General features: G+C 72.1%; 26 protein-coding genes. 23 read left to right on the forward strand and 3 right to left on the reverse strand.

Annotated elements, in window-relative coordinates:
• The first annotated feature begins 60 nt into the window (after positions 1-60).
• Positions 61-765 (forward strand): HAD family phosphatase, encoded by a 705-nt coding sequence (locus AB0E96_RS07580; RefSeq protein ID WP_359819819.1) that lies wholly within the window; start codon positions 61-63, stop codon positions 763-765.
• Between the two features lie 221 nt (positions 766-986).
• Entirely contained in the window at positions 987-2,591 is a 1,605-nt protein-coding gene (locus AB0E96_RS07585) for an ABC transporter substrate-binding protein (RefSeq protein WP_359819821.1), read from the forward strand.
• A gap of 97 nt (positions 2,592-2,688) precedes the next feature.
• Here AB0E96_RS07585 and AB0E96_RS07590 read toward each other — a convergent pair whose 3' ends face one another.
• Positions 2,689-3,360 (reverse strand): response regulator transcription factor, encoded by a 672-nt coding sequence (locus tag AB0E96_RS07590; protein ID WP_188299078.1) that lies wholly within the window; start codon positions 3,358-3,360, stop codon positions 2,689-2,691.
• Positions 3,361-4,266 (reverse strand): RecB family exonuclease, encoded by a 906-nt coding sequence (locus tag AB0E96_RS07595; protein WP_359819823.1) that lies wholly within the window; start codon positions 4,264-4,266, stop codon positions 3,361-3,363.
• A 166-nt stretch (positions 4,267-4,432) separates the two neighbouring features.
• Between AB0E96_RS07595 and AB0E96_RS07600 the strand changes: the two genes are divergently transcribed.
• From AB0E96_RS07600 to AB0E96_RS07610, 3 genes are all read left to right on the forward strand, one after another.
• On the forward strand, positions 4,433-5,644 hold the full coding sequence (locus tag AB0E96_RS07600) for a site-2 protease family protein (RefSeq protein ID WP_359819826.1): 1,212 nt from the start codon (positions 4,433-4,435) through the stop codon (positions 5,642-5,644).
• Between the two features lie 57 nt (positions 5,645-5,701).
• Entirely contained in the window at positions 5,702-6,661 is a 960-nt protein-coding gene (locus tag AB0E96_RS07605; RefSeq protein WP_359819829.1) for a tRNA (adenine-N1)-methyltransferase, read from the forward strand.
• A gap of 129 nt (positions 6,662-6,790) precedes the next feature.
• Entirely contained in the window at positions 6,791-7,405 is a 615-nt protein-coding gene (locus AB0E96_RS07610; RefSeq protein WP_359819831.1) for a hypothetical protein, read from the forward strand.
• A gap of 22 nt (positions 7,406-7,427) precedes the next feature.
• Here AB0E96_RS07610 and AB0E96_RS07615 read toward each other — a convergent pair whose 3' ends face one another.
• Positions 7,428-7,733 carry a ferredoxin gene (locus AB0E96_RS07615; protein ID WP_316520352.1) on the reverse strand — a complete coding sequence of 102 codons (306 nt, stop codon included), beginning with the start codon at positions 7,731-7,733 and terminating at the stop codon, positions 7,428-7,430.
• 286 nt (positions 7,734-8,019) lie between these two features.
• On the opposite strand from AB0E96_RS07615, the gene arc reads away from it, so the two are divergent.
• The 18 genes from arc to AB0E96_RS07705 form a co-directional block, all read left to right on the forward strand.
• Positions 8,020-9,786 (forward strand): proteasome ATPase, encoded by a 1,767-nt coding sequence (gene arc / locus AB0E96_RS07620; protein ID WP_359819833.1) that lies wholly within the window; start codon positions 8,020-8,022, stop codon positions 9,784-9,786.
• Between the two features lie 228 nt (positions 9,787-10,014).
• Positions 10,015-11,526 carry a depupylase/deamidase Dop gene (dop, locus tag AB0E96_RS07625; RefSeq protein WP_359819835.1) on the forward strand — a complete coding sequence of 504 codons (1,512 nt, stop codon included), beginning with the start codon at positions 10,015-10,017 and terminating at the stop codon, positions 11,524-11,526.
• A 174-nt stretch (positions 11,527-11,700) separates the two neighbouring features.
• Positions 11,701-11,919 carry a ubiquitin-like protein Pup gene (locus AB0E96_RS07630; RefSeq protein WP_188299085.1) on the forward strand — a complete coding sequence of 73 codons (219 nt, stop codon included), beginning with the start codon at positions 11,701-11,703 and terminating at the stop codon, positions 11,917-11,919.
• A 161-nt stretch (positions 11,920-12,080) separates the two neighbouring features.
• Positions 12,081-12,923: a proteasome subunit beta gene (gene prcB, locus AB0E96_RS07635; RefSeq protein ID WP_359819837.1), complete on the forward strand. Its 843-nt coding sequence runs from the start codon at positions 12,081-12,083 to the stop codon at positions 12,921-12,923.
• Between the two features lie 31 nt (positions 12,924-12,954).
• Positions 12,955-13,710 (forward strand): proteasome subunit alpha, encoded by a 756-nt coding sequence (gene prcA / locus AB0E96_RS07640; RefSeq protein WP_359819840.1) that lies wholly within the window; start codon positions 12,955-12,957, stop codon positions 13,708-13,710.
• 120 nt (positions 13,711-13,830) lie between these two features.
• On the forward strand, positions 13,831-15,192 hold the full coding sequence (pafA, locus tag AB0E96_RS07645) for a Pup--protein ligase (protein WP_359819842.1): 1,362 nt from the start codon (positions 13,831-13,833) through the stop codon (positions 15,190-15,192).
• Positions 15,193-15,330: 138 nt separating this feature from the next.
• A complete protein-coding gene (locus AB0E96_RS07650) occupies positions 15,331-16,320 on the forward strand; it encodes an FKBP-type peptidyl-prolyl cis-trans isomerase (protein ID WP_359819844.1) in 990 nt (329 codons plus the stop codon).
• A gap of 213 nt (positions 16,321-16,533) precedes the next feature.
• Positions 16,534-17,847 (forward strand): FKBP-type peptidyl-prolyl cis-trans isomerase, encoded by a 1,314-nt coding sequence (locus AB0E96_RS07655; protein WP_359819846.1) that lies wholly within the window; start codon positions 16,534-16,536, stop codon positions 17,845-17,847.
• A 159-nt stretch (positions 17,848-18,006) separates the two neighbouring features.
• Positions 18,007-18,390, forward strand: coding sequence for an FKBP-type peptidyl-prolyl cis-trans isomerase (locus AB0E96_RS07660; protein WP_359819848.1), 384 nt, complete (start codon positions 18,007-18,009; stop codon positions 18,388-18,390).
• 199 nt (positions 18,391-18,589) lie between these two features.
• Complete coding sequence (locus AB0E96_RS07665; RefSeq protein WP_359819850.1) at positions 18,590-19,564, forward strand: WYL domain-containing protein; 975 nt, start codon at positions 18,590-18,592, stop codon at positions 19,562-19,564.
• A gap of 73 nt (positions 19,565-19,637) precedes the next feature.
• The gene (locus tag AB0E96_RS07670; RefSeq protein WP_049652005.1) at positions 19,638-20,594 is read left to right on the forward strand and encodes a WYL domain-containing protein; all 957 of its coding nucleotides are present in this window, start codon (positions 19,638-19,640) and stop codon (positions 20,592-20,594) included.
• 3 nt (positions 20,595-20,597) lie between these two features.
• Positions 20,598-20,828 (forward strand): hypothetical protein, encoded by a 231-nt coding sequence (locus AB0E96_RS07675; RefSeq protein WP_030055598.1) that lies wholly within the window; start codon positions 20,598-20,600, stop codon positions 20,826-20,828.
• A gap of 21 nt (positions 20,829-20,849) precedes the next feature.
• The gene (locus AB0E96_RS07680) at positions 20,850-21,077 is read left to right on the forward strand and encodes a hypothetical protein (RefSeq protein ID WP_359819853.1); all 228 of its coding nucleotides are present in this window, start codon (positions 20,850-20,852) and stop codon (positions 21,075-21,077) included.
• A gap of 191 nt (positions 21,078-21,268) precedes the next feature.
• Positions 21,269-21,568, forward strand: a complete 300-nt coding sequence (gene tatA, locus AB0E96_RS07685; RefSeq protein ID WP_359819856.1) for a Sec-independent protein translocase subunit TatA — start codon at positions 21,269-21,271, stop codon at positions 21,566-21,568.
• Between the two features lie 163 nt (positions 21,569-21,731).
• Positions 21,732-22,628 carry a twin-arginine translocase subunit TatC gene (gene tatC / locus AB0E96_RS07690; protein ID WP_359819859.1) on the forward strand — a complete coding sequence of 299 codons (897 nt, stop codon included), beginning with the start codon at positions 21,732-21,734 and terminating at the stop codon, positions 22,626-22,628.
• 159 nt (positions 22,629-22,787) lie between these two features.
• Positions 22,788-23,948 (forward strand): FAD-dependent oxidoreductase, encoded by a 1,161-nt coding sequence (locus AB0E96_RS07695; protein WP_359819862.1) that lies wholly within the window; start codon positions 22,788-22,790, stop codon positions 23,946-23,948.
• Between the two features lie 67 nt (positions 23,949-24,015).
• Positions 24,016-24,333, forward strand: coding sequence for a (2Fe-2S)-binding protein (locus AB0E96_RS07700; protein WP_359819864.1), 318 nt, complete (start codon positions 24,016-24,018; stop codon positions 24,331-24,333).
• The coding region (locus tag AB0E96_RS07705; protein ID WP_359819866.1) for an FAD/NAD(P)-binding oxidoreductase at positions 24,314-25,359 on the forward strand (1,046 nt) is incomplete at its 3' end. The genes AB0E96_RS07700 and AB0E96_RS07705, both read left to right, overlap by 20 nt.

Genomic DNA, 25,359 nt, shown 5'->3' on the forward strand with positions numbered 1-25,359 from the left:
CTGCGGGCCGGCCCGAGCCTTCCCCGGGAGCGTCCCGGGCCTGCCGGAAGGACCCCTGCCATGACGACCAGCCCCACCGCCACGCGCGTCCTCGACCACGGGGACGGCCGCGGGCTCCAGGCGGTGCTGCTGGACATGGACGGGACGCTGGTGGACACCGAGGACTTCTGGTGGCAGGCCGAGGCCTCGCTCTTCGCCGAGCTGGGCCACGAGCTGGACGAGGCGGACCGCGCCCAGGTGGTCGGCGGCCCGATGGCCAGGGTGATGGAGTACCTGGTCGCCCGGACGGGGGCGGACATCGCGCCGGCCGACCTCGGGGTGCTGGTCAACCAGCGCTTCGTGGACCTGCTGGCCGGCGGCGTGCCGCTCATGCCGGGCGCCGAGCGGCTGCTCAACACCCTTGCCGCGCACGGGATTCCGGCCGCCCTGGTGTCCGCCTCGCAGCGGCACGTGATCGACATCGTGCTGCGCTCGCTGGGCGCCCACCACTTCGCCTTCACCATCGGCGGGGACGAGGTGCCGCGCACCAAGCCGTTCCCCGACCCGTACCTGGAGGCGGCCCGGCGGCTGGGTGCGGAGCCGTCCCGCTGCGTGGTGATCGAGGACACGCCGACCGGGGTGCGGGCGGGCGAGGCGGCCGGCTGCCCGGTGGTCGCGGTGCCCTCGGTGGCGGCGATCGAGCCGGCTCCGGGGCGGCTGGTGCTGTCCTCGCTGGAGCAGGTCGACCTCGACCTGTTGCACTCCCTGGTCGCCTCACGCGTGTGATTGTCGTCTCATTGCGACCCGGCCCTACCGGCCGGTAAGCGGCCCCGAGGGTCTCCGCGCCGGAGTCGTCGCAGGAGAAAACGGGCATTGGCTGACAACTCGTCGGGCGCGTCGTGATGCCCTCAACCACCGTGTCCCAAACGTCATCTGCGCGGGTACCGGTCGTACGTGTTCGATGTGGCACGCTACTCCAGTTCGTGCCACCCAGAAGGACGCGCCTCGTGAAGACTTCAGCTGAACGCCTGGCAGTACTCGGTTGCGCCGGTCTGGTCGCCGTGTCGGTCGCGGGCTGTGGATCGGTGACCGACGTGGTCAAGGGGGACGGCGGCAAGTCCATAACCATGGGCACCACCCAGTTGACCGGTGTCCTGGACCCGGCGGCGGCGTACGACGCCGGCTCCTGGCTGCTGCTGCGCAACACCTTCCAGTCGCTGCTCACCTTCCAGGCCGCCTCCAGCTCGCCGTCCCCGGACGCCGCGCAGTCCTGCGAGTTCACCGGCAGTGAGGCCATCGAGTACCACTGCACCCTGAAGCCCGGCCAGAAGTTCTCCAACGGCCACCCGCTGACGGCCCAGGACGTGGTGTTCTCGATCGAGCGCACCAAGAAGATCAACGACCCGAGCGGCCCGGTCGAACTGCTCGACTCGATCAAGTCCGTCGAGGCCAAGGGCGACAACGAGGTGCTCTTCCACCTCTCCGCGCCGGACGCCACCCTGCCGGCCAAGCTGGCCAGCCCGGTCGGCGCCATCGTGGACCACCAGGTCTACCCCGCCGACAAGGTCCTCCCGAACGACAAGCTGATCGGCTCCGGCCCGTACCGCTTCGACTCGGTCGAGAACCTGAGCGGCGGCAAGCAGCTGGGCAAGGTCGTCATGTCGGCCAACGACAAGTACGGCGGCGAGGCGAAGCTCCGGAACAGCAAGTTCACCGTGCGGTACTTCGACAAGTCGGAGGACCTGAAGGGCGCGCTGGACCGCAGCGAGGTCGACCTCACCGACAACAGCCTGGAGCCGAACACCGCCGCCCAGGTCCGCTCCGACCAGCAGGGCGGCAAGACCGACCTCCAGGTGACCGAGGGCGACAGCAACGACACCCGTTCGCTGGTCCTCAACACCAAGGACCCGCTGATGAGCAACGTCGCCGTGCGCCAGGCCGTGGCCCAGATGATGGACCGCAAGGCACTGGCCCGCGACGTCTTCGCGCGCACCGTCCAGGCGCTCTACTCGATGGTCCCGGCCGGCCTGCCCGGCCACACCACGGCCTTCTTCGACCGCTACGGCGACCAGGACGTGAACAAGGCGAAGAAGATCCTGGCCGACGCCAAGATCCAGACCCCGGTCAAGTTCACCCTGACCTGGTCCCGTTCGCGGGCCGGCAGCAACGAGGCCGAGACGCTGAAGAAGCAGCTGGAGACCGGCGGCGTCTTCCAGGTGACGCTCGCCCAGGAAGCGGACTGGGACTCGTACCGGAAGGGCTGGTCCGAGGGCAAGTACCAGGCGTACGTCATCGGCTGGTTCGCCGACTACCCGGACCCGGACAACTACCTCGCCCCGCTGCTGATCAACGGCGGCGCCTACCACCACGGTTGGGACGACCCGCGGATCAGCGGGCGGCTGGTGCCGGAGGGCCTCAAGCAGACCGACCGCAGCGCCGCGGCCGCCACCTACGCGCAGATCCAGTCGATCGAGGCCGAGAACGTGCCGCTGATCCCGCTCTACCAGAACAAGTCCTTCTTCGCGGCCCGCTCGTACGTCACCGGCGTCGAGTCCACCGTCGACACCACCGGCTACTTCCGCTTCTGGGAGATCAGCCGGACCAACAAGTAGCGCTCGCAGGACGGCGGCCCGCCCGCATCCCCGCCGAGACGGGGAGCGGACGGGCCGCCGTGACGTTTCTGCGTCCCCTGGAGGGCCACCCGGGCCCCTACAGGGCTCCCGGGCGCACCAGGCCGCTCTCGTAGGCGTACACGGCCGCCTGCACCCGGTCGCGCAGCTGGAGCTTGGTCAGCACGTGGCCCACGTGGGTCTTCACGGTGGTCTCGCTGACGAACAGCTCGGCCGCGATCTCCGCGTTCGACAGCCCGCGCGCCACCAGCTTCAGCACCTCCAGCTCGCGCTCGGTCAGCGCGCTCAGCGCCTGCGGCGGCGCCTCGTCGCCCGAGGGCAGCTTGGTGGCGTACATGTCCAGCAGCCGGCGGGTGATGCTCGGCGCCAGCATCGCCGCGCCGTCCGCGACCACCCGGATCGCCTGCACCAGCTCCTCGGCCGGGACGTCCTTCAGCAGGAAGCCGCTGGCGCCCGCGCGCAGCGCCTCCACCACGTACTCGTCCAGGTCGAAGGTGGTCAGCACCAGCACCTTGGCCGGGCCGTCCCGCCCCGGGCCGGCGATCCGGCGGGTCGCCTCGACGCCGTCCATCCTGGGCATCCGGATGTCCATCAGCACCACGTCGGGCTGCAACGCCCGCACCTGGTCCAGCGCCTGCTGGCCGTCGCCGGCCTCGCCGACCACCACGAGGTCGGACTCGGCCTCCAGGATCATCCGGAAACCGGTGCGCAGCAGCGGCTGGTCGTCGACCAGCAGCACTCGGATCGTCACCTAGGACTCCTTGCTCATCGGATCCCCCGTGGGATCGCTTGCATCCGACGTACGGGCCGGCGGGACCGGCAGCGGGTACGGCGGCGGGGTGCCGCCGAACTCCGGGCAGCTGGCCTGATGGTCGCACCAGTCGCAGAGGCGGTTGCGGGTGGCCGGGAAGTCCCCGGTGGCCACCGCCTGGCCGATCCGCTCCCACAGTGCCTGGAGCTTGCGCTCCACGGCGAGCAGGTCCGCCTGGTCCGGGTCGTAGCTGACCACGTCCCCGCCGCCGCCGAGGTAGACCAGCTGGAGGCGCTTGGGGATCACGCCCTTCCAGCGCCACACCACCAGGGCGTAGAACTTCATCTGGAACATCGCCTTGCCCTCGAAGTCCCGCGAGGGCGCGCGGCCGGTCTTGTAGTCGACCAGCCGGACCTCGCCGGTCGGGGCGACGTCCACCCGGTCGATGTAGCCGCGCAGCAGCAGCCCCGAGTCCAGGGCCGTCTCCACGTAGAGCTCCCGCTCCACCGGGTGCAGCCGGGTCGGGTCCTCCAGCCGGAACCACTGGCCGACCAGCTTCTCGGCGTCCGCCAGCCAGCGGGTCAGCGCCGCGCCGTCCGGGTCGTCCGGGAAGAGCGAGCCCAGCTCCGGGCGCTCGCCCAGCAGCCGCTCCCACTGCGGGCGCAGCAGGCCCAGCGCCCGCTCCGGCGTCCGCTCGGCCGCCGGGCTGTCGAACAGCCGCTCCAGCACCGCGTGCACCAGGGTGCCCCGGGTCGCCGCCGAGCTCGGCGGCTCGGGCAGCCGGTCGATCACCCGCAGCCGGTACAGCAGGGGACAGGTGAGGAAGTCCCCCGCTCGGGACGGGGAGAGCCCGGTCGGGGGTGCCGCCGGACGCCCGGCGGCACTGGTGGTCTCGGTGTGCTGCATGACCACGACCCTATTGCCCTTCGCCGTCATCCCGCTGCCACGGTGCTGCCGGAGCGGCCGACGAGTGGGTATGAAGGCAGCAGGAGGGCCGCGCGGCGCGGGAGGGCCACGATCACGTAGCGTGGGCGCACCGGGCACGACGGGGGAGACGACCGAAGGGATCACGGTGAGCGACAGCAGGGGGCAGCAGCCCTCCGACCAGCCACCGCGGGCGGGCGGCGGGCGTCCGGCGCCGCCGCCGCCCGAGCGCCGCGGCGGCATCCTGATGGGCCGGCCCTTCGGCGTGCCCATCTACGTGACCCCCTCCTGGTTCGTCATCGCCGCACTGATCACCTGGGTGTTCGGCGGGCAGCTGGGCGACGTGCTGCCCGACCTGGGCGGCGCCCGCTACCTGGTCGCGTTCTCCTTCGCGGTCGCCTTCTACGCCTCCGTCCTGGTGCACGAGCTCGCCCACACCCTGGTCGCGCTGCGCTACAAGCTCGGGGTACGGCGGATCCAGCTCCAGTTCTTCGGCGGGGTCTCCGAGATCGAGAACGAGGCGGAGAGCCCCTGGCGGGAGTTCTGGCTGGCCTTCGTCGGCCCGCTGCTCTCGCTGCTGCTGGGCGGCGTGTTCTACCTCGCGGTGCGGGCGGTGGAGCTGTCCACCGTGCCCGGGGTGCTGCTCACCGGCCTGATGGTCTCCAACCTGGTGGTCGCCGCCTTCAACCTGCTGCCCGGGCTGCCGCTGGACGGCGGCCGGATGCTGCGCGCGGTCGTCTGGGCGATCACCGGCAAGCCGATGGCCGGCACCGTGGCCGCCGCCTGGGTCGGCCGGGGGCTCGCCGTCGCCGTGCTCATCGGCCTGCCGCTGCTGAGCGCCGCCCGCGGGATCGAGCGCACCACCACCGACACCCTGGTGGACGCCGTGCTGGCCGCGGTGCTCGCCGCGATCATCTGGAACGGCGCCACCGGCAGCCTGCGCAACGCCCGGCTCAAGGAGGTGCTGCCCGGCCTGCGGCTGCGCGAGGTGGCCCGGCGGGCCGTCGAGGTCACCGCCGACACCCCGCTCGGCGAGGCGCTGCGCCGCGCCCGCGAGGCCCAGGCCGGCGCGGTGATCGTGGTGGACGGCCGGGGCGAGCCGATCGCCCTGGTGCGCGAGTCCGCCGTCCGCTCGGTGCCCGAGCACCGCCGCCCCTGGGTGGCCGTCGGCCCGCTCGCCCGGGACCTCGAACCCGGGCTGCGGCTGGACGCCGACCTCGGCGGCGAGGACCTGCTGCGGGCCGTCCAGGCCACCCCGGCGGGGGAGTACCTGGTCGTCGAGTCGGACGGCCGGGTGTTCGGCGTCGCCGCGCTCAGCGACATCGAGCAGCGGCTGACCGCGGCCCTGACCGGCCGCTGACCGCCCGCCGATCACCCGTGTCCTGCGAGCCGGTCCGCTTCCCTTAGGATTGTCGGCATGTCCGAACCGACCGGTGCCGCCCGCAGACGCGGGCCCTTCCAGGTCGGGGACCAGGTCCAGCTGACCGACCCCAAGGGTCGCCACTACACGTTCACGCTCCAGGCCGGGAACCAGTTCCACACCCACAAGGGTGCGTTCCCGCACGACGAGCTGATCGGCGCTCCCGAGGGCACGGTCGTGCGCACCACGGGGAACGTCCCGTACCTCGCGCTGCGCCCCCTGCTCCCCGACTACGTCCTGTCCATGCCGCGCGGCGCCGCCGTGATCTACCCCAAGGACGCGGGTCAGATCCTGGCGATGGCCGACATCTTCGCGGGTGCCCGCGTGGTCGAGGCCGGTGTCGGCTCGGGCGCGCTCAGCACGTACCTGCTGCGCGCCGTGGGGGAGCAGGGCCTGCTCGCCTCCTACGAGCGCCGGCAGGACTTCGCCGACATCGCCCAGGGGAACGTCGAGCGCTACTTCGGCGGCCCGCACCCGGCGTGGAAGCTCACCGTCGGCGACCTCCAGGACAACCTGGTCGAGACCGACGTCGACCGCGTCATCCTCGACATGCTGGCCCCCTGGGAGTGCCTGGACGTCGCCTCCAAGGCGCTCGTCCCCGGCGGCCTCATCTGCTGCTACGTGGCCACCACCACGCAGATGTCCAAGACCGTCGAGGCGCTGCGCGAGCACGGCACCTTCACCGAGCCGCAGGCCTGGGAGACCATGGTCCGCACCTGGCACCTGGAGGGCCTGGCCGTCCGCCCGGACCACCGGATGATCGGGCACACCGGCTTCCTGCTCACCGCCCGCCGCCTGGCGGACGGCGTGGAGCCGCCGCTGCGCCGCCGCCGCCCGGCCAAGGGCGCGTACGGCGAGGACTACGACAACGGGGCGCCCGAGCCCTCCCTCCAGGACCGTGCCGCCGCCCGCAAGGCCGCCCGCGCCCAGGAGACGGACCAGCCCGACCTGGGCTGAGCCGGAACCACCGAGAAGGGGTGGCCGCGAGCACGTCGCTCGCGGCCACCCCTTCGGCATTGCGCCGATCCCGGTGTGGGACGATGCTCGCTCACGCTTTGGTGGCCGGAGCCCTGGAGGGGACGCCTGGTGGAGACCGCGGTCGGGACGACGACGGCGCAGGCCGGACAGCAGACACCGCGGGGCCGCACCGGGCCCGGGCACGCGCGCACCGCCCCCTGGCACTGGGCCGTCGCCCTGGCCGGCTGCGGCGCGGTGGTGGGGGCGGCGCTCGCCGCCTCCCCGGCGACCGGCACCCCGGTGTCCGTCCACCCCGCGGTCACCTCCCTCGCGGCGAGCGCGGGCCCCGACCCGGCGCAGGTCCAACTCCCGCTCGACTGCGGCCCGTTCCCGGTCAGGACGGCGCTCAGCGCCTCCGCGCTGCTCGGCGACGGGCGGGCCGCCACGGTGGTCGCCGCGCACTGCGCCACCGAGACCGGCACCCCGCCGGACGCCGTCTACCTGCTCGGCTTCGGTACGGGCGGGCGGCCCGAGGTGGTGGCCACCCTGCTCCCCGAGCGCGAGAACCTCACCGTGAGCCGGATCGCGGTGCGCTCGGACGGCGCCATCACCGGCCACGCGCAGGGGTATTCGAGCGAGGACGTGCCGCGCTTCCGCCCCGACATCTCGATCGACCTCACCTGGACGCACAGGGGCGGCGGCTGGGAACGCTCCCAGACCGCCGCCCCGGTCTCCGCCGTGTGACGGACCGACCGCCCCGCGTCGCCTACTCGGCGTCCGGCCCGTAGACCTCGACCCGGTCGGCGACCCGGCGCACGTGGATGCAGTCGCCGGGGCACTCCTTCGCCGAGTCCACCACGTCCTGAAGGATCGTCAGCGGCACCGGGGCCGTCTCCCCGGGCTGCTGGCGCAGCTCGTCGTCCGGTCCCTTCACGTAGGCCAGCCCGTCGATGTCGAGCTCGAAGACCTCGGGTGCGTACTGCGCGCAGATGCCGTCGCCGGTGCACAGATCCTGGTCGATCCACACCTCCAGCGCCTCGGCCGCTGCCGCCGTCTGCTCGGTCACCGACATGGTCCCCTGCCGTTTCTGTCCCGGGTCGCCCCTATTCCTGGAGCAATCCCGCCATTCGTACAACGATCGGACCTCGACTTGTGGTCGCGATCGGATATCACTTCGGTCGACGATACATCTGGCCCGCTTTGGGTGGTGCGCGGTGGGTATCCCCCTTAGCAGAGGGGAAGCGCGCTGGGGCGAAGATCGGACACGCCCGTTCCATCTTTCTTGATCTAGGGGTTTACGGACCCCTGGTCCCAGGTAGGGTCTGGAAGCGTCCAGCTCCCCGGAGGAGGTGAGGACCGTGGCAGCCCACGATGACGACTACAACCGCAGCACCGGCAGGCCCGCTCGTGGTTCCGACGAGGCCGCTCAGGTCTCGTACCTTGAGCAGGAAATCGCCGTGTTGCGCCGCAAGCTCGCCGACTCGCCGCGCAATTCGAGGATCCTCGAAGAGCGGATCGTCGAGCTCCAGACCAACCTGGCGGGCGTGACCGCCCAGAACGAACGGCTCGCCTCCACCCTGCGCGAGGCCCGCGACCAGATCGTGGCCCTCAAGGAGGAAGTGGACCGGCTCGCACAGCCCCCGGCCGGCTTCGGCACCTTCCTCGACGCGAACGAGGACGGCACCGCGGACATCTTCACCGGGGGGCGCAAGCTCCGCGTGAACGTCAGCCCCAACGTCGCCCTCGACGAGGTGCGGCGCGGCCAGGAAGTGATGCTCAACGAGGCCCTCAACATCGTGGACGCGATGGCCTTCGAGAACATCGGTGAGATCGTCACCCTCAAGGAGCTCCTGGAGGACGGCGAGCGCGCCCTGGTCCTGGGGCACACCGACGAGGAGCGCGTGGTCCGCCTCGCCGAGCCGCTGCGCGGGCTGACCATCCGGGCCGGGGACGCGCTGCTGCTGGAGCCCCGCTCCGGCTACGTCTTCGAGGTCGTGCCGAAGGCCGAGGTCGAGGAGCTGGTCCTCGAGGAGGTCCCGGACATCGACTACCGCCAGATCGGCGGCCTGAGCAACCAGATCGAGCTGATCCGCGACGCGGTCGAGCTGCCCTACCTGCACGCCGACCTCTTCAAGGAGTACGAGCTGCGCCCGCCCAAGGGCGTGCTGCTCTACGGCCCGCCCGGCTGCGGCAAGACGCTGATCGCCAAGGCGGTCGCCAACTCGCTGGCCAAGAAGGTCGCCGAGGTCACCGGCCGCCCCCAGGGGAAGAGCTACTTCCTCAACATCAAGGGCCCGGAGCTGCTCAACAAGTACGTGGGCGAGACCGAGCGCCAGATCCGCCTGGTCTTCCAGCGGGCCCGGGAGAAGGCGGGCGAGGGCACGCCCGTCATCGTCTTCTTCGACGAGATGGAGTCGCTGTTCCGCACCCGCGGCTCCGGCGTCAGCTCGGACGTGGAGAACACCATCGTCCCGCAGCTGCTCGCCGAGATCGACGGCGTGGAGGGCCTGGAGAACGTCATCGTCATCGGCGCCTCGAACCGCGAGGACATGATCGACCCGGCGATCCTGCGGCCCGGCCGCCTGGACGTCAAGATCAAGATCGAGCGCCCGGACGCCGAGGCCGCGAAGGACATCTTCTCCAAGTACCTCAAGGACTCGCTGCCGTTCCACCCGGACGACCTCAAGGAGCACGACGGCTCCGTGGAGACCACGGTGGCCGCGATGATCCAGTCGGTGGTGGAGCGGATGTACTCCGAGACGGAGGAGAACCGCTTCCTGGAGGTCACCTACGCCAACGGTGACAAGGAGGTCCTGTACTTCAAGGACTTCAACTCCGGCGCGATGATCCAGAACATCGTCGACCGCGCGAAGAAGATGGCCATCAAGGACTTCCTCGACCACGGTCAGCGGGGCCTGCGCGTCTCCCACCTGCTCGCCGCCTGCGTGGACGAGTTCAAGGAGAACGAGGACCTCCCGAACACCACCAACCCGGACGACTGGGCCCGCATCTCCGGCAAGAAGGGCGAGCGGATCGTCTTCATCCGCACGCTGGTCACCGGCAAGCAGGGCGCCGAGTCCGGCCGCTCGATCGACACTGTCGCCAACACGGGGCAGTACCTGTAAGCACGCGGTTGTCCGGGCCGGCAGCGGTCCCCGGAGCTGTACGCACCCCGTCCGGCTGTGGCGCCTCGCGGCCCCGCAGCCGGACGGCGCGTCTCCGGGCCCGCCGCTCGGGGCCGGGTTCTAGGCTCGACCCACCGTGCGCGGGCAGAGGCCCGGCGTCGGTGTTGTTCGGCGGTACGTCAGAGTGCTCCGCCCGTCGGGGGCGGCGCACCGGGCAAGGAGGGCCGCATGACCGTACGGCGCGTGATGGGCATCGAGACCGAGTACGGGATCTCCGTGCCCGGGCACCCCAACGCCAACGCCATGCTCACCTCGTCCCAGATCGTCAACGCGTACGCGGCGGCGATGCACCGGGCACGGCGGGCCCGCTGGGACTTCGAGGAGGAGAATCCGCTGCGCGACGCACGGGGGTTCGACCTGGCCCGCGAGGTCGCGGACGCCAGCCAGCTCACCGACGAGGACATCGGCCTCGCCAACGTCATCCTCACCAACGGGGCCCGGTTCTACGTGGACCACGCGCACCCCGAGTACAGCTCGCCCGAGGTGACCAACCCGCGCGACGCCGTGCTCTGGGACAAGGCCGGCGAGCGGATCATGGCGGCCGCGGCGCAACGCGCGCTGGAACTGCCCAACGGGCAGAACATCCACCTGTACAAGAACAACACCGACAACAAGGGCGCCTCCTACGGCACCCACGAGAACTACCTGATGAAGCGGGCGACGCCGTTCGCCGACATCGTCCGCCACCTCACCCCGTTCTTCGTCTCCCGCCAGGTGGTCACCGGCGCCGGCCGGGTCGGCATCGGCCAGGACGGCTCGGCGCACGGCTTCCAGATCAGCCAGCGGGCCGACTACTTCGAGGTCGAGGTGGGCCTGGAGACGACGCTCAAGCGCCCGATCATCAACACCCGGGACGAACCGCACGCCGATGCCGAGAAGTACCGCCGGCTGCACGTGATCATCGGGGACGCCAACCTCTCCGAGATCTCCACCTACCTCAAGCTGGGCACCACCTCGCTGGTCCTGTCGATGATCGAGGACTCGTTCATCGCCGCCGACCTCGCCGTGGACCAGCCGGTGCGCACCCTGCACCGGGTCTCCCACGACCCGACGCTCAAGCACCTGATCACCCTGCGCAACGGGCGCCGGCTCACCGCCGTCCAGCTCCAGCTGGAGTACTTCGAGCTGGCCCGCAAGTACGTCGAGGACCGCTTCGGCACCGACGCGGACGAGCAGACGGTGGACGTGCTCGCGCGCTGGGAGGACGTCCTGGGCCGCCTGGAGCGCGACCCGATGTCGCTCTCCAGGCAGCTGGACTGGATCGCCAAGCGGGAGATCCTGGAGGGCTACCGCAGCCGGGACGCCCTGGAGTGGGACAACCCGCGGCTGCACCTGGTCGACCTCCAGTACAGCGACGTGCGCCCCGAGAAGGGCCTCTACAACCGCCTGGTGGCCCGCGGGAGGTTCGAGCGGCTGCTCACCGAGGACGAGGTCGAGCGGGCCGTCACCAAGCCGCCGGAGGACACCAGGGCGTACTTCCGCGGGCGCTGCCTGGAGCAGTACGCGGAGCACGTCGCGGCGGCCTCCTGGGACTCGGTGATCTTCGACCTGCCGGGCCGGGACTCGTTGCAGCGCGTTCCCACCCTGGAGCCGCTGCGGGGCACCCGCAACCACGTCAAGGAGCTGCTGGACCGCTGCCGCACGGCCGAGGACCTGCTGCGCGTGCTGTCCGGCGGGTAACTTTTCGATCACCATGGGTGAACGTCCGCCGAATGGGAATCATCCGGGGTGGCAGCGGGTGTTGGACAGGAAGCGCCACCGGCAAACCGGGAGCGGCAGTCGCACCTTGTGTATAGGGTCGGTGCAGCAAGCAGCGACCGAACCGTGCCAGACGAATCGAGCGGGGTGAGGGAAATGGCGAGCAAGGACACCGGCGGCGGCCAGCAGCGGGCGAACCGTTCCTCCGAGGAGGTCGAGGAGCAGGCCGCGGAAAGCCAGAATTCCGACGACCTCAAGGAGCGCCAGGAAAAGCTGAGCGACGACGTCGACGCGGTGCTGGACGAAATCGACGAGGTCCTCGAGTCGAATGCCGAGGATTTCGTGCGGGGATTCGTCCAGAAGGGCGGGCAATAGCCCGGCACCGGTATTCCGAATTCACGGTCGCGACCGTTCGGGGCGGCCGGGCGGCGAGCACCGCCCGGCCGTCCGGCACCGGCCCCTCCACCCGTGGACAGTGATCGTCGGGCGGGTAGGGTGCGGGCAGCGCGCGCTTCAAGCTACCTGGAAGGAATCGTGTGGAAGCCAACACTCGTGGCACCGGGCGTCTACCGGCTGCCTTCCTGACCCCGGGGTCGTCGTCGTTCATCGACTTCCTCGCCGACCACCAGCCGGAGCTGCTCCCGGGCCGCCGCGGGCTCCCCGAGGGCGTCATGGTCGAGGCCCCGCACGGGACCACGATCGTGGCCGCGATCTTCGACGGCGGCGTGGTGATCGCGGGTGACCGGCGGGCGACGATGGGCAACGTGATCGCCCAGCGCGACATGGAGAAGGTCTTCCCGGCCGACGAGTTCAGCGCGGTCGGCATCGCCGGCACCGCGGGCCTCGCGATCGAGATGGTCCGGCTGTTCCAACTGGAGCTGGAGCACTACGAGAAGATCGAGGGCACCACCCTCTCCCTGGAGGGCAAGGCCAACCGGCTCACCACCATGATCCGGGGCAACCTCGGCATGGCGATGCAGGGCCTCGCGGTGGTGCCGCTGTTCGCCGGCTACGACCTGGACCTCGGCCGCGGCCGGATCTTCAACTACGACGTCACCGGCGGGCGCTCCGAGGAGCGGGGCTTCACCGCCACCGGCTCGGGCTCGGTCTTCGCCCGCGGCTCGATGAAGAAGCTCTTCCGCGAGGACCTGACGGCCGACCAGGCCGTCACCATGGTCGTCCAGGCGCTGTACGACGCGGCGGACGACGACTCCGCCACCGGCGGCCCGGACCTCGCCCGCAAGATCTTCCCGATCGTCTCGCTGATCACCGAGGACGGCTTCCGCCGGCTCACCGAGGCGGAGGTCACGGAAGTCGCCGTCGCCATCACCGACGAGCGCCTGGCCCGGCCCAACGGCCCGCAGGCCCCGCTGATCTAGCTTCCACCTCACAGGAAAGGGACGACCGCCGGTGTCGACACCGTTCTACGTCTCCCCCCAGCAGGCCATGGCGGACCGCGCGGAGTACGCCCGCAAGGGCATCGCGCGCGGCCGCAGCGTGGTCGTGCTCACCTACGCCGACGGCATCGTCTTCGTCGCGGAGAACACCTCCAGGGCGCTCCACAAGGTCTCCGAGATCTACGACAAGATCGCCTTCGCGGCGGTCGGCCGCTACAACGAGTTCGAGAACCTGCGCATCGGCGGCGTCCGCTACGCCGACCTGCGCGGCTACTCCTACGACCGGGCCGACGTCACGGCCCGGGGCCTGGCCAACGTGTACGCCCAGACCCTGGGCACGATCTTCTCCTCGGTCGGCGAGAAGCCGTACGAGGTCGAGCTGATCGTGGCCGAGGTCGGCCGCACCCCCGACAACGACCAGATCTACCGGCTCACCCCGGACGGCTCGGTCGTCGACGAGAAGAACTACGTGGTGGTCGGCGGCAACGCCGACTCGATCGGCAACTACCTGGGCCAGCGCCACCGGGCCGGGTTGAGCCTCACCGAGGCGGTGAAGGTCGCGGTGGACTCGCTCGCCCGCGACCCCAACGGCGGCAGCCCGCGCAGCCTCACACCGGAACAGCTGGAGGTGGCGGTCCTCGACCGCCAGCGGTTCCAGCAGCGCAAGTTCAAGCGGATCCTGGGCAACCAGCTGGGCCGGCTGCTCGACGGGGACCAGTCCGCCGAGGCGGACGACGAGGACGATCCGGCGGACGGTACGCCGGTGTAGCAGTTCCTGCGGAGTCCCGTGCGGCGGCCCTGCCGCCGCCGTGCGGGACTCCCGTGCCCCTGCGGCGGCCCAGTCGTCGTGGAGGCGGTTTCGGACAGCTCCGACAAGAATGGAGTGCTCATGGACCGCCGGATCTTCGGGCTGGAGAACGAGTACGGCGTGACCTGCACGTTCCGCGGGCAGCGACGGCTGTCGCCGGACGAGGTGGCGCGGTACCTGTTCCGCCGGGTCGTCTCCTGGGGGCGCAGCAGCAACGTCTTCCTGCGCAACGGCGCCCGCCTGTACCTCGACGTCGGCTCCCACCCCGAGTACGCCACCCCCGAGTGCGACGACGTCGTCGAGCTGGTGACCCACGACAAGGCCGGGGAGCGCATCCTCGAGGGGCTCCTGGTGGACGCCGAGCGGCGGCTGCACGAGGAGGGCATCGCGGGGGACGTCTACCTCTTCAAGAACAACACCGACTCGGCCGGCAACTCCTACGGCTGCCACGAGAACTACCTGGTGGCCCGGCACGGCGAGTTCTCCCGGCTGGCGGACGTGCTGATCCCCTTCCTGGTCACCCGCCAGCTGATCTGCGGCGCCGGCAAGGTGCTCCAGACCCCGCGCGGCGCGGTGTACTGCGTCAGCCAGCGGGCCGAGCACATCTGGGAGGGCGTCAGCTCCGCCACCACCCGCTCGCGCCCCATCATCAACACCCGGGACGAGCCGCACGCGGACGCCGAGCGGTACCGCCGGCTGCACGTGATCGTCGGCGACTCCAACATGTCGGAGACCACGACGCTGCTCAAGGTCGGCGCCACCGACCTGGTGCTGCGGCTGATCGAGGCCGGCGTGGTGATGCGCGACCTCACCCTGGAGAACCCGATCCGGGCGATCCGCGAGGTCAGCCACGACCTCACCGGCACCCACCAGGTGCGGCTCGCCAACGGCCGGGAGGCCAGCGCGCTGGACATCCAGGAGGAGTACTACACCAAGGCGCTGGAGTTCGCGGACCGCAAGGGCATCAACACCGGCACCGTCGGCCGGGTGCTCGACCTCTGGGGCCGCACCCTGGAGGCCGTCCGCTCCGAGCGGCTGGACGGGGTGGCCCAGGAGATCGACTGGATCATGAAGTACAAGCTCATCGAGCGCTACCGCGAGAAGCACCAGATGAGCATGTCCAACCCGCGGGTCGCCCAGATCGACCTCGCGTACCACGACATCCACCGCCGCCGCGGGCTGTTCTACCTGCTCCAGGGCAAGGGCCAGGCGCAGCGGGTGACCACCGACCTCAAGACCTTCGAGGCCAAGTCGATCCCGCCGCAGACCACCCGGGCCCGGCTGCGCGGGGACTTCATCCGCCGGGCGCAGGAGCAGCGCCGGGACTTCACGGTGGACTGGGTGCACCTGAAGCTGAACGACCAGGCGCAGCGCACGGTGCTGTGCAAGGACCCGTTCCGCTCGGTCGACGAGAGGGTGGAGAAGCTGATCGCGGGGATGTAGCCCGGGGCGCGCGGGCGACGCGCCAAGATCAACACGCTGGAGCCGGCCCCGGTGGTGCCTACCGGGGCCGGACGCGTGCCGGGCATACGCTGTCCGTCGAGTCAGGAGAGCCGACTTCGACCGACAGTTAGGACCACCGTGCGCCGCACCGCCGGTTTGCTTCTCACCCTGCCGCTGCTGCTGGCCGTCGCCTGCAGCAGCTCGCCCAAGGCGGCCGGCCCGGCGTCGCCCTCCCCGGCGAGCGCCGCCCCGACGGTGCCCGCGCCGGTCGGCGAGGCGTCACCGATGCCCACTCTTTCGGGTGGCGGATTCGGCAGCAAGGCCACCATCACCATCCCCGAGGGGCAGCAGCCCAGCGGACAGTTCGTGGTGAACACGGTCAGCGAGGGCGAGCGGGCCACCGTCAACAAGGGCGACTGGGTGACGGTCAACTACACCGCCAAGGACTGGACCACCGGCAAGGACCTGCCCAGCTCGTACGACGCCAACGGCAAGCCGCAGCTCTACCAGGCCGGCAGCGGGCAGCTGGTGCCCGCGCTGGACCAGAGCGTGATCGGCAAGAAGGTCGGCACCCGGCTGCTGGTGGTGGCCCCGCCGGCCGCCGCCTTCGGCGAGCAGGGCTCCGGCCAGCTGGGCGTCAACAAGGGCGACACCGTGGTGTTCGTGCTGGACATCATGGAGAGCCTGCCGCCGGACTCCACGCTGACCGGGACCATGACCGAGCCGGCCGCGACGATGCCGCAGGTCAAGGACAACGGCAAGGCGCCGGCGACGATCACCCTCCCGGCCGGGCAGGCCGCGCCCACCGACCTCCAGCAGGCGGTGCTGATCAAGGGCGAGGGCAAGCAGGTCAAGAGCGGGCAGACCCTGGTGGTGCAGTACACCGGGGTGCTGTGGGCCAACGGCCAGCAGTTCGACGCCTCCTGGACGCACGGCGGGGCGCAGGCGGTGCAGATCGGCACCGGCAGCGTGATCGAGGGCTGGGACAAGGGCCTGGTCGGGCAGAACGTGGGCAGCCGCGTCCTGCTCGTGGTGCCGCCGTCGCTCGGTTACCAGGACAAGGCGCAGGGCTCGGTGCCCGCGAACTCGACCCTGGTCTTCGTGATCGACATTCTCGAAGCGGTCTGAGACACGCCCTATGAACTGGCCGGGGGGATTCCGTACGCTTGGGCGGACGCTCGTACAACGAAGCGTCCGCCCTCATCCTGAGCTGTCATACTGCCCACGCACTGTGGCAGGCGCCGCCCGGCGCCGAGGTCCGGGCGGGCGGTGCGACCGCAGGCCGGCGTGCCCACGCCGGAGCAGACCTGGAAGACCTCGTGGCGAGATGGATGGGGAGTCATGACTGAGAAGACGCCGAGCCCGGGCGGGGCCGGCACCGCGGCGAACGACGGTTCTGCGGGCGACCCGGCCGCCTCCCGCCCCGGCGGTCCGGTCGGCGGGGACCGCGAGTCGATCGTCGTCCCCCCGGCGATCCTGGCGCAGCAGGCCGGCTGGGCGCAGCCCGGCGAGGCGCAGCGCGCCGCGGGCGGGACCAAGACGGACGACGCCCCGCAGATCTTCGCCTCCAACGTGCGCAAGAGCGACACCTCGGAGGCCGGGTACGACGAGAACCCGCCCGGCGTCGGCAAGCTGGGAGTGATCCTCGGCACGGTGATCGCCCTGCTGCTGGTCGGCAGCGGTGTCACGCTCTACATGGTGAACAAGGACGGCTCCAAGGACGGCACCGCGGCCCAGGCGGACGCGACCAAGTCCGCGCCGCCCACGCCGACCGCCGCGCCGGTGCCGCCGATCAAGGACAGCGCCAAGGTGCTGCCGACGGTCGCCGGGGACTTCGGCAAGAAGGCCGAGATCCAGATCCCGGGCGAGGCCTCCGACGGCTCCTTCGTGGTCAAGGTGCTCACCGAGGGCACCGGCGCCAAGGTGGAGAAGAACTCCTGGACCTCGGTGGACTACACCGCCAAGGACTGGAACACCGGCAAGGACATCCCGAGCTCGTACGACGACAACGGGAAGCCGCAGATCTTCCAGGCCGGCACCGACGCGCTGATCCCGGCGCTGGACCAGGCCGTGGTCGGCAAGAAGGCCGGCAGCCGGCTGCTGGTGGTGGCCCCGCCGGCCGCCGCATTCGGCGAGCAGGGCAAGGCCGACATGTCGATCGGCGCCAAGGACGACCTGGTGTTCGTGATCGACATCCGCAACGCCAACGCGCCCGACTCCGTGGTGAGCGGCACCGTCACCCCGCCGCCCGCGGACTTCCCGCAGGTCAAGGACAACGGCAAGAAGCCGGCCGAGATCACCCCGGTGGCCGGGGCCAAGGACCCGACCGAGCTGAAGTCGCACGTGCTGATCAAGGGCACCGGGCCGAAGGTCGAGAAGGGCGAGAAGGTCGTCGTCCAGTACACCGGCGCGCTGTTCTCCAGCGGCAAGGTGTTCGACTCCTCGCTCAGCAAGGGCCAGGCGTTCAGCTTCCCGGTCGGCGGCGGCCAGGTCATCCAGGGCTGGGACCAGGGCCTGGAGGGCCAGACTGTCGGCAGCCGGGTCGAGCTGGTGATCCCCGCCTCGCTGGGCTACGGCGACAAGGGCCAGGGCGACATCCCGCCCGGCGCGACGCTGGTCTTCGTGGTGGACATTCTGGACGCGGGTCAGGGCTGATCCACTTTCGGGTGACAATGGTCGACGTGTGACCTTCGGGTCCGGCCGCGTGGCCGGACCCGGACGGGCGGCGGGCGCCCGTACGGTGGTCCGGGAACGGACCGGGTGCGGACGCCCGCCGCTTGGTCGTGAATGCAAGCGAATGTGAGAAGAGGGACTGTGAGCGTCAACCTCAACGAGAAGCCCGAGATCGACTTCCCGATCGGCGACGCCCCGACGGAGCTGCAGATCCGCGACATCGTCGTCGGTGACGGCGCGGAGGCCAAGCGTGGCCAGAACGTCAGCGTCCGCTACGTCGGCGTGACCTTCGAGACCGGCGAGGAGTTCGACGCGAGCTGGAACCGGAGCCCCAACGAGTTCCGCTTCCCGCTGGGCGGCGGCCGCGTCATCAAGGGCTGGGACCAGGGCGTCGAGGGCATGAAGGTCGGCGGCCGCCGCGAGCTGACCATCCCGTCGCACCTGGCCTACGGTGCCCAGTCGCCGACCTCGGCGATCCCGCCGCACTCGACCCTGATCTTCGTGGTCGACCTGCTGGCCGTCTGAGCCTGCCGTGACCGTGGGCCGGACCCCTCCGGGGGCCCGGCCCACGGGCGTGTCCGGGCCCGACCGGCACCCCGGGGGCACCGCCCGCGGGAGGCCGCTTTTGCCGTGCGTACCGCTACCGGTACGGTCGGTCCCGCCGGGTGGTGATCGCCCGGTTGGCGCACCCCGCGCACGGCGCGGCACACCGGAAGGGTCAGCGATGGCGATCGCCAAGGCAGAGCGGCTGATGAATCTCGCCCTGTGCCTGATGAACACCAGACGTCCGCTCTCCAAGAAGGAGCTGCGGGAGTCCATCGAGGCGTACCGCGAGGCCTGGCAGGCCAGCAGCGAGGACGCCTTCAACCGGATGTTCGAGCGGGACAAGGACGACCTGCGCGAGCTCGGGCTGGTGATCGACGTCGACGAGAGCACCCTGGACGGAGAGCTCGGCTACCTGGCCCGGGCCGACCGCAACCGGCTGCCCGAGATCGCCCTGGACGCCGAGGAGGCGGCCGCGCTGACCCTGGCCGCCCGGGTCTGGCAGCAGGCCAAGATGTCCGGTGCGGCCAGCGGCGCCCTGCAGAAGCTGCGCGCGGCCGGGGTGCCGTTCGCCGAGGCCGAGGGCCGCACCGCCCTGGAGCCGCGCATCCCCGCCCGGGAGGCCGCGTTCGAGCCACTGCTCACCGCCGCCCGGGACCGCCGTCCGGTCACCTTCGAGTACCGCAAGGCCGGCGCCGCCGCCGTCGAGCAGCGCAGCGTCGAGCCGTGGGCGCTGGAGTGCTGGCGCGGGCACTGGTACCTGGCCGGGTACGACCGCGACCGGGGCGACGCCCGGGTGTTCCGGCTGAGCCGGATCACCGGCAGGGTGAAGGCGAGGTCCGGGGCCTTCCTCGGCACCGTGCCCGAGCACGTGGACGTCCGGGCCACCGTGGCGAAGTTCGCGGGGGAGGGCGCCACCGCCACCGCGACCGTCCGGGTCCGCCGGGGCGCCGGCTTCCCGCTGCGCACCAAGGCGCTGAGCAGCACCCGGGTGGACGAGGCCTGGGACGAGCTGGAGATCCCGTACGGCAACGGGCTGGGCGCGGACCTGGCCGAGTTCGGGCCGGACGTGCTGGTGCTCGGGCCGGAGGAGCTGCGGGCTGATGTGGTCGACCGGCTGCGGGCGGTCGCGGGTACCGAGGGAGAGCAGGCGTGAGCGGGCGCGGCGAGCGGACCACCGGAGGGCACGCGCTGTGCGCGGCGCCCGCAGAGTCCAGTGAGGTGGACGCATGAGCAACGCGATCGACCAGACCAGGCGGATGCTGTCGCTGGTCACCTACCTGCGCGAGCGGCCCGGGGCCGAGGTCGCCGAGGTGGCCCGGGCGTTCGGGATCAGCGAGCGCGAGCTGATCGCGGACCTCAACGTGCTGCCGATGTGCGGCACCAGCTTCCGCGGCGGCGACCTGCTCGACATCGACACCGACGGCGAGCGGATCTGGTGGCACAACGTCGACGACGTGGCCCAGCCGCTGCGGCTGGCCGCCGACGAGGCGACCGCGCTGCTGGTGGCCGCCCGCGCGGTGGCCGGGCTGCCGGGCCTGCGGGCCGGGGACCGCGAGGCGCTCACCCGGGCCGTCGCCAAGATCGAGAACGCGGCGGGGGAGAGCGCCGAGGGCAGCGCCCGGGTCGGCGTGACCTTCGAGGCGGAGAGCCACGTCTTCGCCGACATCGACCGCGCGCTCAGCGAGGGCCGCCGGCTCTGGCTGCGCTACTACTCGCACGGGCGCGGCGGGATGACCGAGCGCGAGGTCGACCCGATCCGGCTGCTCACCGAGGGCCACACCTACCTCGAGGCCTGGTGCCGCACCTCCGAGGACCACCGGATGTTCCGGCTCGACCGGGTCGCCGAGATCCGCGTCTTGGACGTCCCGGCCGACCCGCCCCGGCGCGAGCCGCGCGACCTCAGCGGCGGGCTGGTCAACCCGGCGGCGGACGACCCCGAGGTGGTCGTCGAGGTCTCCTCCGGCGGGCGCTGGGTGGCCGAGTACTACACCCACGACCGGGCCGAGGAACTGCCCGACGGCGGGCTGCGGATCACCCTGCGCAGCGCCGACCCCTCCCAGCTGCGCCCGCTGGCGCTGCGGCTGGGCCGGGACGGCCGGATCGTCTCGCCGCCCGAACTGGCCGAGCAGGCGCGCTCGGCCGCGCGGGAGGCGCTGGCCGCCTACGGGGAGGGGCGGGTCTGAGCGGTGGAACCCGGGACCAGATTCAAGGTGTACTGCTCCGAGTGCCGGGAGAAGGTGGAGCTCCCGGCCGAGGAGTTCCGCCTGACCCTCGGTCGCACCCCTGCCCAGGCGCACTACAGCTTCGGCTGCCCGCGGTGCGGGGCGGCGGTGCGCAAGCCGGCCGGGGAGAAGATCGTCGAGGCGCTCACCGGGGCCGGGGTGCGCACCATGCGGCTCGTCCCGGCCGAGGGGTAGTACGCGTATAGGCTGGGGCGCATGTCCTGGATGCTCGTCGCCGCCGTCCTGCTCGCCACCGCGGGCCTGCTGGTCCTCGGGGTCCTCGCGATCCGGCTCTGGCTGGACGTGCGGGCGCTGGCCAAGGGCGTGGACGCGGCCTCGCGGGCGCTGGCCGCGGCCGCCGGGGACCTGGCGGAGGCGATGCCGGCCGCGAACGCCCCGGACGCGAACGCCCCGGCCGGGGAGCGGGCCGTCCCGGTGGCCTAGCACGGTCGGGTCCGGGACGGTACGGGGGCTGCTGCGCGCGGGTGGGGTCGGGTTACGCTCTCAGATGGCTCCTGAACCGTGTACCGGGGGCCGCTGTCCTGTTCGGGCGGCCGTCGTCGTGGCGTCATCCGCAGCGGTTACCATCCGCAGCGGACGGCCCGTCGGGCCGCCATGACTGAAGGTGGTCGCGCATGCGCATCTCGATGACCGCGATCGTGGTGATCGTGGTTCTCGCCATCGTGCTGTTCGGAGCCAAGCGGCTCCCGGACCTGGCGCGCTCGCTGGGAAAGTCGATGCGGATCCTCAAGAGCGAGGCCAAGGCGATGCGTTCGGACGGCGAGTCCGAGCAGCCGGCCCGGCCCGCCGCGGCCCCGGTCGACGGTGCCGCGGGCCGGACCATCCAGTCCGCTCCGGGGGCGTCGGCCACGGCCCGTCCGGTGAACGAGCCCGCCGCCGGGGCCTCCGCGCCCGACGGCGACCGCCCGCACTGAGCGCGGCGCACGTGAGGCACCTGGCGCGCGCCGCGCACCCGACGCGCGGGGCGCGCGCGACCACGGAGGCCCGCCGACCGGCGGGCCCCGACGCACGAGTTGAGGACCGGGGTTGAGCAAGCTCTCCAAGGCGCCGAAGGCGTCAAAGGATCCTGAGGGGCGGATGGCCCTCGCCGACCACCTGCGGGAACTGCGCAACCGCGTGGTCAAGTCGGTCCTGGCGATCGTGCTGATCACCATCGTGGCGGCGATCTACCACAAGCAGATCGAGGACTTCCTGCTGCAGCCGCTGCCGCGGTGCGAAACCCTGGAGCTGGCCAAGCACTACCACGGCAAGTGCGCCCAGGTCTCCAACATCGGTCTGACCGCCGGTTTCACCTGGATGCTCAAGGTCGCCCTGACGGCGGGCGTGGTCGGGACGGTGCCGATCTGGCTCTACCAGGTCTGGGCCTTCGTGGCGCCGGGCCTGCACAAGCACGAGAAGAAGTACACGGTCGTCTTCCTGATCTGCGGGACGCCGCTCTTCCTGGCCGGTGTGGCCGTGGCCATCCTGGTGCTGCCGACCACGGTCGACGTGCTGCTCTCGTTCACCCCGAACGACACCACGCCGATCCTTCCGCCCGAGGACTACTTCGACATCGCCACCCGGATGGTGCTGGTCTTCGGCCTGGCCTTCGAGTTCCCGCTGCTGCTGGTGATGCTGAACATGGTCGGCGTGGTCACCGGGAAGCGGCTGCTGGGCTGGTGGCGCGGCATGGTCATGGGCATCACGGTGTTCGCGGCCTTCGCCACGCCGAGTGCCGACCCGCTGAGCATGCTGGCGCTGGCCGCGCCGATCTGGGCGCTGTACTTCATCGCGGTGGGGATCGCGATCTTCAACGACAAGCGCAAGGCCCGCCGCAACCCGGACGCCGGGCTGGACGACGAGGAGGCCTCGCACCTGGACCTCTCGGTGCAGCGGGTCGAGGGCGCGGAGTCGGTGAGCGCCTCGGCGGCGCCGACGGCCGGTGCCGCACCGGTGCCGGCGTCCCGCCGCGAGGAGATGGACGACATCACCTGATCCGGCCGAACCGGTGGGTCCCGAGGGAGCCCCGGTCCGCCGCTCTGCCGAGCGGTGGGCCGGGGCTCCCCGGCGTTGCGGCCCTTTCCGCTGGTCGGGGCTCGCCGGGTTTCGGGGGACGGTCTTGGCAGGTCGCATGGCATGTGACATATTACTGACGTGCTGAAGAACGAGAGACCTCCCCTGGACGTCGTCGTGGTCGGCGCCGGTGTGGTCGGCGCCGCCTGCGCCTACTACGCCGCCCGCGCCGGCCTCGCCGTCACCGTGGTGGACCGCGGGCCGGTGGCCGGCGGCACCACCGGCGCGGGCGAGGGCAACCTGCTGGTCTCCGACAAGGAGCCCGGCCCCGAACTCGACCTCGCCCTGCTCAGCACCCGGCTCTGGCGCGAACTCGCCGAGCGGCTCGGCCCGGCGATCGAGTACGAGCCCAAGGGCGGCGTGGTGGTCGCCTCCACCGCCGCCGGGCAGGACGCCCTGCGGGCCTTCGCCGCCGGGCAGCGGACCGTCGGGGTCGAGGCCGAGGAAGTGCCCGGCGAGCGGCTGCGCGAGCTGGAGCCGCATCTGGCCGAGGGCCTGGCCGGCGGCTTCCACTACCCGCAGGACGCCCAGGTCCAGCCCGCCCTCGCCGCCGCCCACCTGCTGCGCGAGGCCCGCCGGATGGGCGCCGAGCTGATCACCGGGGAGAGCGTCACCGCCGTCGACCGGGGCCCGGACGGCGCCGTGCGCGGCGTGCGGACCGACCGCCGGAGCCTGGCCGCCGGCGCCGTGGTGAACGCGGCCGGCACCTGGGGCGGCGAACTGGCCGCCCTGGCCGGGGTGCACCTGCCCGTGCTGCCCCGGCGCGGCTTCGTGCTGGTCACCGAGCCGCTGCCGAGGGTCGTCCGGCACAAGGTCTACGCCGCCGACTACGTGGCCAACGTGGCCAGCGGATCGGCCGGGCTGGAGACCTCCGCCGTGATCGAGGGCACCCCGGGCGGCCCGGTGCTGATCGGCGCCAGCCGGGAGCGGGTCGGCTTCGACCGCACGCTCTCCCAGGAGGTGCTGCGCCGGCTCGCCGCCCAGGCCGCCGAACTCTTCCCGGTGCTCGCCGACGTCACCGTGATGCGCACCTACCGGGGCTTCCGCCCGTACCTGCCCGACCACCTGCCGGCCATCGGCGCGGACCCCCGGGTGCCCGGGCTGTACCACGCCTGCGGGCACGAGGGGGCCGGCATCGGGCTGGCCCCGGCGACCGGGCTGCTGATCAGCGAGCAGCTCACCGGCAAGCAGCCGGAGCTGGACCTCGCGCCGTTCCGGGCGGACCGCTTCCCGGCCGAGTGACGGCCCCGCCGCCCGGGCGACCGCCCGCGACCCCCTGAGACCACGTTCTGGATTGGAGAAGCCGACGATGCGCCGCCGCACCCCCGCCCGGCTGGTCGAGGCCGAGCCCGGCCCCGCCCACCACATCGAGTTCGACGGGCGGCCCGTCCCCGCGCTGCCCGGCCAGTCGATCGCCGCCGCGCTCTGGGCCGACGGCGTGCTCGCCTGGCGCACCACCAGGGTCGCCGGCAGGCCGCGCGGGGCGTTCTGCGGGATCGGCGCCTGCTTCGACTGCCTCGCCACCGTGGACGGCCGCCCCAACCAGCGCACCTGCCTGCTGCCCGCCGAGCCCGGCACCACCGTCACCACCCAGGAGGGCCACGGCCGTGCCGACCTCGCCGTCTGAGACCTCCGGGACCACCGGGGCTTCCGAGACCTTCGACCTCGTCGTGGTCGGCGCCGGCCCGGCCGGGCTGGCCGCCGCCGTCACCGCCGCCGACCTCGGGCTGAGCTGCGCCCTGCTGGACGGCGGGCGGAGCACCGGCGGGCAGTACTACCGCCACCCGGCGCCCGGCCTGGGTGCGGCCCGGCCGGACCGGCTGCACCACCACTGGTCCGCCTACACGGCCCTGGCCGACCGGCTCGACGCGCACGAACGCGCCGGGCGGGCCGCCTTCCGGGCCGGGCACCAGGTGTGGGCGCTGGAGCGCGTCGGGGACGGCTTCGCGGTGCACGTCACCCGCGGGCCGGAGAGCACCGACCGGGCCACCGTCCGGTCCCGGTCGGTGCTGCTCGCCACCGGCGCGTACGAGCGGCAGCTGCCGTTCCCCGGCTGGACCCTGCCCGGGGTGGTCACCGCGGGCGGCGCCCAGGCCATGCTCAAGGCCGGGCTGGTGCTGCCCGGGAAGCGGATCGTGGTGGCGGGCAGCGGCCCGCTGCTGCTCGCGGCGGCCTCCTCGCTGGTCACCGCCGGGGCCGAGGTGCCCGCCGTGGTCGAGGCCACCGCCTACCTCGGGTACGCGCGGCGCCCCGGCGTGCTGGCGGGCGTCCCCGGGAAGCTGGTCGAGGGCGCCGGACACGGCGGCGCGCTGCTGCGGCACGGCGTGCGGCTGCGCCCGCGCAGCGCGGTGGTCGAGGCGCACGGGACGGACCGGGTCACCGGTGTCACGGTGGCCCGGCTGGACGCCGACTGGCGGCCGGTGCCCGGCACCGGGCGGCGGATCGACTGCGACGCGCTCGCCGTCGGCCACGGCCTGCTGCCGCAGATCGACCTGGCCACCGAGCTGGGCGCGCGGACCGCGACCGGGCCGGACGGCGCGGTCGCGCTGGAGGTCGACGCCCGGCTGCGCACCAGCGTGCCCGGCCTCTGGTCGGCGGGGGAGACCAACGGTGTCGGTGGCGCCGACCTCGCGCTCGCCGAGGGCGAGCTGGC

Origin of the sequence: Kitasatospora sp. NPDC036755 (assembly GCF_040636595.1) — a bacterium.
In the GTDB taxonomy this organism is placed as follows: Bacteria; Actinomycetota; Actinomycetes; order Streptomycetales; family Streptomycetaceae; genus Kitasatospora.